Here is a 13,115-nt window from a genome sequence, read left to right as displayed (position 1 = left end):
CTGATTCTACTTCTCTATTTTTAAAACTTCTTGTTCCGTAAACTTTATAGCATTTGAGTTACCAAAACTATTGGTTATATAGTTCATTACGTCTGCTATTTCTTGATTGGTTAACCCCATAGCGGCCATTGAACCATTATAGGTTTTTCCATTGACTACCATCTTTCCTGACTGACCAAACTTTACTACTTTTAAGCTTTCCGATCTCTTTTTCATTAAAAAATCTGATGCAGCCAATGGCGGAATCACATTTTTAACACCCTCTCCATCAACCAAGTGACAATTCATACAGAAATCTTCATAAATAATGACACCTCTATCAATACTATCAATTACATCTTCATTATTTGCACTATTTTGCCCAAAAACATTAAAACACAACAAATAAACTACACTAAACATTACTAATCTACTCATGATTTCGGTACAATTTTAACAATTCCTAAATTTTCAATGCTCACATAAATATAACCATCAGGTGCTTGTACAACATTTCTGACTCTTCCTAAACCTTCAAATAATTTTTCTCGTTTTACAACTTTATTATTTTCCAACACTAACCGTTCTAAATATTGAAATTTTAATGAGCCTACTAGTAAATCACCTTTCCATTCAGGGTATTTATCTGAAGAAATAATAGCAAACCCACTAGGTGCGATAGAAGGAACCCAATAAAAAAGAGGTTGCTCCATACCCGGTAAAGCTGTATTTTCAGTTAAAGTGGTCCCACTATAATTAATTCCATAACTAATTTTTGGCCAACCATAATTTAATCCTTTCTGGATAATATTTATCTCATCACCTCCTTGCGGACCATGCTCATGAGTCCAAATTTCTCCTGTTTCAGGATGCTTGAACATACCCTGTGGATTTCTATGACCATAAGAATAAATAGCCGTTTTAGCATTAGGTTCACTTATAAATGGATTATCATTTGGTACGGTACCATCATCATTTAAGCGATATATTTTCCCACAATCTCTGGTAATATCTTGGGGATTTTCATCACGATTACCTCTATCGCCAACAGAAAAATATAAAAACCCCTCATTATCAAAAACTAATCGCGAACCAAAATGTTGACCTTTAGTGGTATTCGGTTCCGCTTTATATAATACTTGTTTATCAATTAAGGTGTTTCCATCTAACTTAGCTCTCATAATAGCCGTATTTCCACCATCTCCATCTCCCTCTTGTGAGGCATAAGAAAAATAGATCCAGCCATTTTCACTGAATTTAGGATGAATAATTACATCTAACAATCCTCCTTGCCCTCTATTATAAACCTCAGGCAAACCAGATATTGTAACTCTTTCATTATTTTTAAAATGAATCAGTTCTCCAGATTTTTCCGTAATTAATAGACTACCATCTGGTAAAAATGCCATACCCCAGGGTATACTAAGTTCATCTATAATTAATTCAGTAGTATAATTTACTCCAATAGGTTCCTCTGCTTTTATTTCTGAATCTACTTGTTGTGCACAAGCGGAATAATTTACAGTGATAAAAATTAATAAAAAGAATTTAAAAGATTTCATAATAAACTTATTTATTTTATTGGACTAAAAATACAAATAATTATGTATTGTCACTATTAATAAAAATTATATATTTGCACCTCTAAATTTAAGAGTACACTATTAAGAGTTCTTAATTTTAGTGATAACCATTTTCGGGGTGTAGCGTAGCCCGGTTATCGCGCCGCGTTTGGGACGCGGAGGTCGCAGGTTCGAATCCTGCCACCCCGACCATTAAAAGCCTAAAGAATCTTTGATTCTTTAGGCTTTTTTTATTTGTTTACGTTGCCAACGAAGTTGAGCATAAGTAAACAAATAAAAAAAGCAATCAAAATACGATAGTATTTTAACTTTTAATGAGCAACGCCCCATTACAGGATCATGATAAGGAACGAGGAGTAATCCTGTAAATTACAATAAAATGCAAAACTACCAACGAAGTTGAGCATAAGTAATAAATGAAAAAAGACGTTAAAATGGCATCGACATTTTAGGCTTTTAATGAGCAACGCCCCATTACAGGATCACGACGAGGAACGAGGAGTAATCCTGTAAATTATCCTAATTTATATAATTCATATAAAGTTAATTAAACAAACCTTTCTTTTAAACCCACGGCAGGATCACGATAAGTTACGAGGAGTAATCCTGTTAATTATAATAAAATGCAAAACTACCAACGAAGTTGAGCATAAGTAAACAAATAAAAAAAGACGTTAAAATGGCATCGACATTTTAGGCTTTTAATGAGCAACGCCCCTTCTTCAGGATCACGACGAGGAACGAGGAGAAATCTTGTTAATTACCTTTTTTTTTTTAATAATACTTATAATAATTAATTAGTTAATTCTTCCTCTTTAGAAACCCATAACAGGATCAACGAGTGAAACGTGAAGTAAACCTCCTTTCAATTTTAACTTTTCTAAAATTTATAGAACTATTAATATCACTATGTTCCCCTTTATAACCCAAAATCAAGTCTACTAAGAGAAGTTATGAGTGATTTTAACACAGGATAAAAAATTTCTATTTAGAAAGTGCTGAGTCACTTAGTAATAAAAAGATGATGTTATTACCATTCATAAAATTCTATGAATTCAAAAAAGCCCAAAAATCATAGATTTTTGGGCTTTTAATAAGAACATTGATAAATAACAACTTTAATAGTTTGACTTTTTTTAATTCGTTAAACTAGGCTCCATTTGACTTTTTTTATTTCTATACACCCATGCAATTTGTCCCAATTGACCAACAATTTTTACGGAATCTTTCATTGATAACTTAGATCCATCCGCATGAATCCATCTTTTTAAAGGTTGCTCACAAAGCATTGTTTTTGCTTGTTTTAATCCAAAATGGATACTCATTCTTTTAAAAATCTCAACATCGAAAATCCATTGTGTTACAAATTTTTCGCCGAAAGCAACTTCTATTACATCTTTACTAAATATTTTAGCTCCACATTGTGTGTCTTTAAAATCCATTTTCAAAATCTTTCTGATAATAAAATTAATCGTTAAACTAATAATTTTTCGAGCAGATTCTTTTGTAATGTTTGCTCCCATTCTTGAAATACGAGAGCCACTTACTATTTTAAATTCTGAAGTTTCAATTGTTTTAACCAAATCATCAAAATCTGCTAAATCGGTAGACAAATCAGCATCTAAAAATCCAATATAATCTAAATCTTCTTTTTTAGCCATATGCAACATACCTAAACGAACAGCTTCCGCCTTTCCTCCATTTTTCTCACAATCATATACCGTAATAAAGTCTTCTCTTCCTTTTTGTAATTCCTTTAATACCTCTAACGTTTTATCCTTACTTCCATCATTCACAAAACATAAGTGGTATCCAGAATTTTTATCTATATAATCTGTAAATTCCTTACTAAATAAACGTTCTTCTTCATTATAACAAGGTATTACAACACCTACACAGCGTTCTTGTATCATTACATTGCTTTTGGCAACTATACTATCAACATCAGGAGCACCAATCAACCGCTTTACACGTGCACTAATTTCATTTAAACTTAGTGGTTTTTTCATGTAATCATTAATTCCCAAATCAAAACCTTCTGTAATCGTTTCATCTTTTGTATCTCCAGACAATACCATTATTGGAGTCTGAGATTTTTTTGCAATTCTAATATGTTTAACAACATCTATACCTGACATTTCCGGCATATTAATATCAACTATCACTAAGTCAGGAGTAAACGATTCGAACAATTCTAAGCCCTTAACGGCATCGGTTTCAATTTTAACATCATAACCTAATTCTAGTAACCTTTTTTCCAAGGGTAATAAAACTAATTGCTGGTCGTCTATTGCTAATATTTTCATGATAATTGATTTACGTTATTAATTGTGTGACAAATGTAAAGTGTCACAGTACTTTAAAATTACTTTTTAGTTAAAACCATCACTATCTTTAGATGAATGGTTTATTTGTATAGATAAATAAAATATGCTAATTAAATTTTTTATATTTACCATGTGGATATTGTCGTTCACTTTAAATGAAAGAAAAAACCAATAAATACTTAATTGTCGCATTACTTATAGGTATTGCCTTTCACGGTACTTCAATATTCTTTACCCTAGAAACAACCTACGACGCACTTATACATCTATTTTTCGCGGAACATTATGCCGGTAGTTGGTTCGAACCTTGGAACGACAAATGGTACACGGGTTTTACAGTAATGAGCTACCCACCATTAGTACATCAATCCATCGGTGCACTTTCTTATGTTGGAGGGCTTAAATTTGGCATGTTTACCGTCGCTTTAATTAGTATCATATTATTTATAACGGGTGTTTATAGGTTTTCATTGCTCATCACCTCAAATAAAACAGTGGCGGGCTATGCTGCCATTTTAGCCGTTTTTTCATCATCATTCGTTGAAACACTTCATATTTTTGGTCAATTACCCAGTATTATTGGCATTTCCGTGCTAATGCACTCGCTACCAGAAATATACTTATGGATAAAAACAGGTCGTTATAAATACCTATTCACGTCACTTTCTTTAATTGCAGTAACCGTAACATCACATCATGTTACCCCTATTTTCGGTATGATATTCTTCATATTCCCATTAATAGGAATGGTTATTATGGATGTTTCTAGAGAAAAAGTAGATTCTGCTAAGGCCATAACGTTCAAAGTATTTCTCACTAGTTTTATGCAACTTTTTAAGCGTATTGTGAGTTTTGGAATACTCTCACTTACCATAATTGTTGGATGCCTCTTACCTTATTGGATAAATTCTAAAGCAAACCCAATTACACAAGTACCTATACCACACGGGTCTAGAGATAATTTTTTAGAGATAACTTCATCTGGATTAGTGTTTTTTTTAATTCCTTGGGGTGTTTTATTACTACTGTTACCTTATATATTTTACAGATACTATAGTAAACGTTATTTGTTTTTTGGGCTCTCAATTACAATTCTTACTATTTTAGGAACTGGAGGTACTACGCCCATTCCTAGAATGTTTTTGGGTGAAACCGCTTTTAATATTTTAACATTAGACCGATTTACACTCTGGGCATCTATAATGTCTTTACCTCTTTTTGGTGAATTTGCATACCGCTTTGTTGATGGAGATTTAAAAGACTTAATTCAAAAAAAATATGGTGCAATTTACCATCGATTGATTGGGGGCATATTAGCAGGCCTCTTCCTATTTATGACAATCTTTACAATGAGTTTAAGCTATTTCAGGCCTTCTCAACCTCAAAAAATAAAGATGTTGCCTATAATCAATTTTCTAAATCAAGACCAGCACGACCAATGGCGTTATATGACGTTGGGATTTGGAGATCAAATGGCGTGGCTATCCGCACAAACCAATGCCATGAGTGTCGATGGAAATTATCATTCAGCGAGACGTTTACCTGAATTAACCACACGGCCTATTGAACGTTTAGAAAATTCAAAATTTAAAGGTGTTGAAGGTGTTGGATCTTTGCAACAATTTTTAACCACTCCTGAAAAATATAATTTTAAATACATTTTCTCAAACGATAAGTTTTACGATCCTATTTTATATTTCTGTGGTTGGCAACGCTTACGACAACTAGAAAATGGGATTCAAGTCTGGGAAAAATTAAATGTACCTCCCGTTTCGTCAATAATTCCTAAAGATGATGTTGCTCAATGGCAAAAAATATTATGGGGATTAATGCCCTTTATAACCGTAATTATCGCTTTTATTTTAAACATTCAAATGTTTATGGTAAATGCCTTAAAAACAAAGATAAAAGCTATACCTGATTTTTTAAAGTTTAAAAATAATTACTCAAAATTCTCTGTAGGCGTTCTTAGAATTACTCATATTTGGTCCTTAATAGTCGCTATTATAGTATTATATGGTGTCTATCTATTTTACATTAAAAATGATTCACATCATTCCCCTGAAAATGCTTTGTTATCCTATTACGATGCCTTAGATTTTAAAGAATATGAAAAGGCATATAGTCTCATAAATCCTGAAAGTAATTTACCAATGGACCAATATATGTTGGAAATTTCAGTAACTGATGGGTTATTGAGTTCTTATGCCAAATTAGATGCCATTGAAACCATAGTCCTTTCTCAAACAGATAGTTTAGCCACTATAAAGGTAAATACCAATTGGATTACGCCATTAGAAAAAATTAATAAAACCGACTATAAGTATTTGGTCAAACATAAAAGTAAATGGTATGTTCAGCCTGAAGCGATAGGTACAGACTTACCTCCAGATCAATTGTATTCAGATAATGTAACCAAATATTTCAATCAAGGGAGGAGGCGAATAACGACTGAACAAACACACCATGAAGATGTTTTAAAGCAACCTAATTTAGAAATTCTTTCAGCTAAATTAGTTAAACACAATAAGAGTTATGCATTAATTGGTGAAGTCCAAAATATTGACAATGTACCTGCAGATGTGGTTCTAAAAGGTACTCTATATAACGACGAGAATAAGGAATTAGCTACTTATAATGCAAAATACCATGTAAAGCACAAACTTATGCCGAAAGAAGTGAGTTCTTTTAAAATCAATTTTGAAGGTATTGCATGGTCTAAAACACAAGATTCTATTCCAAAAACATTCAATCCTGATGAGTTTACACCTATTGAATTTGAAGAACAACCCACCAAATTCAACTTACAAGTTGCTGGAAATGTATCAAGTTCAGATTTATATAAAGGGACTACATTAAGTGATTTAGATATTTCAGAAGAAAGCATTATTGGAAAGCTTTTTAATTCAGGTATTGAAGAAGTTACTATTCCGCAATTATTGATAACATATTATGATGCCAATAAAAATATGCTTTGGGTAGACCATCAATTTATTTCGGAAGGTATTAGGCAACAACGCCAGCAAACATTTGAATATTCAGTTTTAAAAAATGACATCATAACTTTAATAAATGAAGATATGAAAAACTGTTATGTCAATGGTTTACCCAACAAATCTATTTCCAAAAAGGTAGTACCAAATAGAATTAACAATCAAACAAATACTGTTTTACAGCCTATTAAAAATGCGAATTATAGTTTTATAAAAATAGAAATTAACACCTATATAGGGAGTCCAAATTAATGAAAATAAAATTCACATATCTGATAATTTCGGGATTGTTAGCTTTGCTAGCAATACCTTCTAGCAGTACTATGGAAAATTTTCAGCTACTTACCAAAAACACAGCATATGTAGCTGGAAACCCTATTATTTTAAAATTCTCAAATACGAATGAAGAAAAACCTAGACTCTATGTAAGTAATAGCTATGGTTCTACTGTTATTAAATCAGAAACAGATTCTGAGATATTAAATTTTAACATCCCTGAGTTAATCTCTAACAAAACGGGAATTGTAAACTGGAAATTATTAGGTAATCAATCACTTTCAGGAAAATTCTACATACATCCAAAACAAAAAACAGAAACACTTGAAATTTATTTAGGTCCTCCAAGTATCGCTGCTGGTGGTTCAGATTATTCAATGTTCGTTGTTATTCCAACAGATATTTATGACAACCCATTAGCTGACAGCACAAAGGTGACCGTAAAGCATCAATTTTTGGAAAATGAAAATGATGATACCATCATTATGAAAAATAGAATTGCCTATACAAACATATATTCAGAATCAAAAACAGGAAGAATTTTAGTGTCTTCTGAGTGTTTGGGTTTAAACTCTAAGGAAAATACTATCAATGTTATGCCAGGAATTCCGACAAATTTCAGTATTTCATCTGAAAGAAATCATGACTATTCCGACGGTAATCAAATCACTACTTTTTCAACATCTATTATAAAAGACACCTATGGAAATATAGTTAGTGATGGTACTTTTGTTAACTTTTTTATAACCAACACTTCAAAAAATATTTTAAAAACATCTGGCACTACTCTCAATGGAATTGCATTTGCCAAAATGATTCATCCGGATCACGAGGAAAATTGGACTGTAAAAGCCATTATCGAAGGAATGGCAGAAAGTGATGTGATAGAATTATCATACAAGTCTATTATTTCAGATTTTCAAGTAACGTTTGCTGAAGATAACAGAACCATAACCGTTGGACCATTAAAAAGCTTTATGGATCAGATGATACCTGATGGCTTGGAAGTATTACTTTCGGTTTACAAAAATGATCAAAAGCTAAAAACACTCTCTAAAAGTTCTTCAAATGGTTATGCTATTTTTACTTTAGATAAAAACACGTTTCCAAGTAAAACATATACCTTAAAAATTAAAGCTGCTAAAATTGAAAAATCATTCATTAACACGAAGCTATGAGAGGTATAAACAGAAACATATTGCGTGGTACTCTAGTGTTATCTTACATCGCTGTAATTATTTTTATATTGTTTGGTATTAGCAGTTTGTATAGCTATTTAAATACAGGTGCAGACCGCAGCGGAATGTTACGCACGGAAATAAAAAAAATAGATCAATACTTACCTCAATTAGAATGGGCTTCATTAAATAATGAGGGACGAGTAATGGATGATCAAACTTTATATGCCATTCAAAATGATTATCTAGATGCATGGTATGTAAAACATGTTGCTTTTAAAACCAATTCTTTAACTGGCATTGATGACTATTATACCGAAACTGCTCGGAAAAACATCATTGAATTTGTTGAACAAAATAATGATAAAAATATTTCAATTGTAGGGACTACTTTAAGCCACAACCCTACTCTAGATTTTTTTAGTGAAGATGGTAAACTGGCTGTTATTACGGATAAAGATGTTACGGAATATAAAAGAATTTATCAGGACGATGCCTTAGTTTTAGAAAATAAAGAAAAATCTACTTACAAAATCATATTGTTATTAGAAGATGGTTTATGGCGTATCAGGCATATGATAAAAGAAGTAAGTGCCGATGATATAAATAAATTTGAATCCGCTTCAAAAGATTTTAAATCATTAAAAGGTATTAACTATTATCCTCAAGATTCACCATGGGATATGTTTGGAGATAAATTTGATACCAGTATTATTGAAAAGGATTTTAAAATTATAAAAAAATCAGGTTTAAACAGTATCAGAATATTTGTACCCTATGAAGATTTTGGCAAAGCACATGTTAAACCTGAGAAACTAAATAAATTGAAACAGGTATTAGATTTAGCTGAATCTCAAAATTTGAAAGTGGTCGTAACTCTTTTCGATTTTTTTGGTGATTACTCTGTTTTAAATTGGACGCTTAATCAACACCATGCAGCTACTATTGTTTCATCCTTAAAGAATCATAAGGCGTTGTTAGGTTGGGATATTAAAAATGAACCAAATTTAGATTTCAAATCGCGAGGAAAAACAAATGTAATTGCTTGGTTAGATAACATGATCGATTTAGTAAAATCAGTAGACAGTATACACCCAGTAACTATTGGTTGGTCTAATACACAAAGCACTTCTATTTTAAAAAATAAAGTAGATATTGTATCATTCCATTACTATGAAGATTTAGATAAATTAGATGCAGCTATAAAAATTATGAGAACGGAAATACCTAACAAACCGTTAGTACTTCAAGAATTTGGTATTTCGTCTTATAGTGGCCTTTGGAAACCTTTTGGTAGCTCTGATGACGATCAAGCCAACTACCATAAAAAAGTCCAAGAAATAATTGCAGCTAATAATTTACAATTTATATCTTGGACTTTATATGACTTTAATGAAATACCTACTGCTGTGGTAGGCCGCCTTCCTTGGCGTAAGAAAGCTCAAGAATTCTATGGTTTTATAGATAAAAATGGAGAAAACAAACCTGCTTTCAAATATATTTCTAATCAATAATGATTAAGCAGTCACCGCAGTACCTTTTGTTTTTTTAGCAATAATAGTATCAAAAGTATTCAAATACATATCAGCAATTGTACTCATTGGCAATGCTGTTGCCGCTTTATAATTTGCTTTACCTAATTCTATTCTATAAGCTTCATTAGTTACGATACTTTCAATAGCACTTGCTAAACTATCTACAGAAGTAGGCTCAAAGAACTCCCCTTTATAACCTTCATCTTGTACTAACAAGGCTAAATCTCCTAAATCTGGCATAATTACAGCCTTACCGTAACTACCCGCTTGATGTAAAACGCCTGAACTACCTGTTGTAGAAGTATATGGAAAAACAACTACTGCACTTTCGTTGAAAATTGTTGGTACTTCATTTTCTTCCACATAGCCTGTAAAACGTACTTGTGGAATATGTTTGTAATCTTCTTCCACTTTTGCTAAATATCCGGGAACATTTGGATTATCAGTTCCTGCAATAACAACTTCTAGATCTAAACCTGTTGATTTTCTAACTTTCTCAACGGCTTCAATCATTCCCTCTACTTTTTTATACGTTCCAAACTTACCAAACGTCATAATCTGCATTGGTTTTGTAGGTACTTTATAATCTGGTTCTTCAGGAATTTCAAATGTACCGTGCGGAATTAACTTTACATTTTTTGCTTTATATTTAGCTTCAAGTATAGTCACATATTTCTCCATAGTAACCGCAACAGTATCCGCTTGAAGTATTAATCTTGTTAATGTAGAACCTATAAATCCGTAAATCTTTTGCATTAATTTATTAGTCGTAAAACCAGCACTTCCTAAATCTACTTCTTCTAAGATATTATGAAGTAAAACAACATTAGGTATTTTCTTAAGCTTACATACTAATGGTAGCATTAAACCTAAAGCGGCAGCTACTTTTTTATCACCAAATTTCATAAATTGTAAATTAAACAACACTGCATCTGGTTTCATTTTATTTATCGCTTTAGTTACCTTAAACAAGTTTGTATAGCTATTAAATTTCCAACATTCCTTAACCGTAATCTTACAACCAGCTTCCGTAAATTCAATATCCTTTGCACCTTCTGTAAAATCGGTTAATAATACCAATTCCGTTACTTCTTCTTTTTGTCTGAAGTGTTTTACTAAATGATATGCGTATTCATTTAAAGTAACTTTACTAGGAGGATATGCTGTAACGATTGCTAATTTCATGATCTCTTAATTTATATATTGTATTAATTATGATGCAAATTTCACTCTTTATGTATTCGAAACTAGGTACAATTAGTTAGAATAACCTTTACCATCGTTGAATGGTAATTTTCTTTAGATTAACTCGTTTTTTCCTTTATTTGATTGTATTTAAAAAATGCTAATTGAATACCTAGTAATAATAACATCGCTATTATTTGCATATGAACTACTTGCTCTAAACTGTCGTGAAAAAAAATAACCAATCCCATTTGCAATACACCAAACACACCTGTAATAACAACAGGTACATATTTATCTAAAGACAAGTAGTAGTAAGCGAAAATATTAGATATGGCAAACATTGAAGTAGCGATGGCATACTTCCATAATAATGGAGCCATAGCGATATAACTATCTCCAAATAAAAGTGTAATTATAGTTTCAGGAAAACTTAAGCAAAGTACTATTATAACTATAGATATTGCGGCTATATAACCTACATATTTAAAAAGTATAGATGCGGTTTCTTTTCCATCTTTTTTTAATTGAACTACCGTTGGTAAGAGTAACATCACAAACATCCAAGCGATAAAATAAACGATCCTACCAATTAATGCTAACGACGCATATAAACCTGCCTCATACGACTCAAAATAATGTTTTACCAATAGAATATCACTATTATTGATTATGATTTGGGTTAATTCATAAAATACGGTGATTATAAAAAAAGCTCTTATTTCTTTTGAATGCGATTTACTTAATGCTAAAGCTTTCTTTGGTATAAGTGTTGGCATCTTAAAAGGTATCAGTCCGAACACAAAAGAAGCGATTATACCAATAGCAATTACTACCGAAGATTGTATGTCAAAAATCAAAATAAGTCCTAGCGTAATAATTAATCTACTGAGCATTTCACCTTGATACGTAATGGATAATGATTTGAAGTTCTTTTTACCTTGAAATACACCACGATTAACACTCATTAAAAAATAAAGCGGCACGCCACAGCCAAAAACAATAAACATATTTGCTGATGAAGTATTAAAGAGAGTTTGTAGTTGTTTGGCAAAAACAACTATTAGTAATCCCATAATAATACCCACAACAAAGGCATTTTTGTATACTTTTGAAATAAAACTTTTTAAAATTTCATTTTCAAAAAGGACCGAAAATTTAGCCGTTACCAATTGAAAAGTCATTGCTGCAAAGCTTAATACCAATAAGAACGTAATTAAAACAGCGGCATCAGCGAATTGAGCTGGCCCTAATAAGCGACCAAGAATCAAATTGTATAAATAATTACCTCCATTTACTATCAAAACACTTATCATAAATAATTGTTCTGGAGTAATTTTTTTAGATTTTAATGAGGCTATAAATTGCATTTGTTTATTTTTTTGAAAACAGTGTACTTCTTAAAATTATTTATTATTATTGAAACTATCGTACAGTGTCTTACAACTGGAGCTAAATAAACTTAAAGAGGAGGTTTGACTTTATTTTATAAAAAGTTTTTAAAGCTTTATATAATATAGTTGGAATCCGTTTGCATTTACTTTTATTCGTTAATGCTATACCTTTACCATATGGTAACAAGTATGTTAAGTGTTTAGCTGTACTAAAATTAATTATTTCTATAACGATAAAAACTAGAGCATGTTGTTTAAAAGAAATGACGCTGCACCTAATTTTGTTTTTTATTAAGCTCGGTCAATAGAACGAAATTCCTTATAGAGATCATTTGAACTTGTACCAACGATAGAAAATGGTTTATTCCATTTTAAAGCATTTGCATAAATTGATTTTAAAGCCAACATCCCGCTATCATCAATTTCTGAGACTTTATTAATATCAATAGTCAATTCTCTTGAAGAGTTAAGCGTAATAGTAAAATGCGTTTTAAAATAATTTGCTGTAGACCAGTTAATTTGTCCTTCTACGTTAAATATATTATCCGTTTTTGATATTTTAATGTCCATAATTTCTATTTATTAAATTTATATTGCTTTATTTATGATACAAATATCAATACTAAAAGAATAAAAGGTAATTGAATTTCGTTAAGTTGATAGTT

The 13,115-nt window shown here is 31.3% G+C and carries 9 protein-coding genes and 1 tRNA gene; 4 read left to right on the top strand and 6 right to left on the bottom strand.

The window, feature by feature from the left end; genetic code table 11:
• Positions 1-6: 6 nt before the first annotated feature.
• Together JBL43_RS14300 and JBL43_RS14295 are read right to left on the bottom strand one after the other, a co-directional pair.
• Entirely contained in the window at positions 7-417 is a 411-nt protein-coding gene (locus tag JBL43_RS14300) for a c-type cytochrome (protein ID WP_233098791.1), read from the bottom strand.
• Complete coding sequence (locus JBL43_RS14295; RefSeq protein ID WP_198842090.1) at positions 414-1,541, bottom strand: PQQ-dependent sugar dehydrogenase; 1,128 nt, start codon at positions 1,539-1,541, stop codon at positions 414-416. Before JBL43_RS14295 ends, JBL43_RS14300 begins: the two co-directional genes overlap by 4 nt.
• Positions 1,542-1,676: 135 nt before the next feature.
• Here JBL43_RS14295 and JBL43_RS14290 point away from each other — a divergent pair.
• A tRNA-Pro gene (locus JBL43_RS14290) sits at positions 1,677-1,754 on the top strand.
• A 944-nt stretch (positions 1,755-2,698) separates the two neighbouring features.
• Here JBL43_RS14290 and JBL43_RS14285 read toward each other — a convergent pair.
• The gene (locus JBL43_RS14285; RefSeq protein ID WP_198842089.1) at positions 2,699-3,868 is read right to left on the bottom strand and encodes a response regulator; all 1,170 of its coding nucleotides are present in this window, start codon (positions 3,866-3,868) and stop codon (positions 2,699-2,701) included.
• Positions 3,869-4,044: 176 nt separating this feature from the next.
• Here JBL43_RS14285 and JBL43_RS14280 point away from each other — a divergent pair, with 176 nt between their 5' ends.
• The 3 genes from JBL43_RS14280 to JBL43_RS14270 are packed head-to-tail and all read left to right on the top strand — an operon-like array spanning position 4,045 to position 9,850.
• On the top strand, positions 4,045-7,134 hold the full coding sequence (locus tag JBL43_RS14280; RefSeq protein WP_198842088.1) for a putative glycosyltransferase family protein: 3,090 nt from the start codon (positions 4,045-4,047) through the stop codon (positions 7,132-7,134).
• Entirely contained in the window at positions 7,134-8,336 is a 1,203-nt protein-coding gene (locus JBL43_RS14275; protein ID WP_198842087.1) for a hypothetical protein, read from the top strand. The genes JBL43_RS14280 and JBL43_RS14275 overlap by 1 nt, the downstream gene beginning before the upstream one ends.
• Positions 8,333-9,850, top strand: a complete 1,518-nt coding sequence (locus JBL43_RS14270) for a cellulase family glycosylhydrolase (protein WP_198842086.1) — start codon at positions 8,333-8,335, stop codon at positions 9,848-9,850. The genes JBL43_RS14275 and JBL43_RS14270 overlap by 4 nt, the downstream gene beginning before the upstream one ends.
• A 3-nt stretch (positions 9,851-9,853) precedes the next feature.
• Here the strand turns inward: JBL43_RS14270 and JBL43_RS14265 are convergent, their stop codons facing one another.
• From JBL43_RS14265 to JBL43_RS14255, 3 genes are all read right to left on the bottom strand, one after another.
• On the bottom strand, positions 9,854-11,056 hold the full coding sequence (locus JBL43_RS14265) for a glycosyltransferase (protein WP_198842085.1): 1,203 nt from the start codon (positions 11,054-11,056) through the stop codon (positions 9,854-9,856).
• Between the two features lie 119 nt (positions 11,057-11,175).
• Positions 11,176-12,426, bottom strand: coding sequence for an oligosaccharide flippase family protein (locus tag JBL43_RS14260; RefSeq protein WP_198842084.1), 1,251 nt, complete (start codon positions 12,424-12,426; stop codon positions 11,176-11,178).
• 315 nt (positions 12,427-12,741) lie between these two features.
• A complete protein-coding gene (locus JBL43_RS14255) occupies positions 12,742-13,020 on the bottom strand; it encodes an STAS domain-containing protein (protein ID WP_198842083.1) in 279 nt (92 codons plus the stop codon).
• Between the last annotated feature and the right edge of the window lie 95 nt (positions 13,021-13,115).

The organism is Aureibaculum flavum, from assembly GCF_016406085.1.
Lineage (GTDB): Bacteria > Bacteroidota > Bacteroidia > Flavobacteriales > Flavobacteriaceae > Aureibaculum > Aureibaculum flavum.
This window is presented reverse-complemented; position numbering and strand designations above follow the sequence as displayed.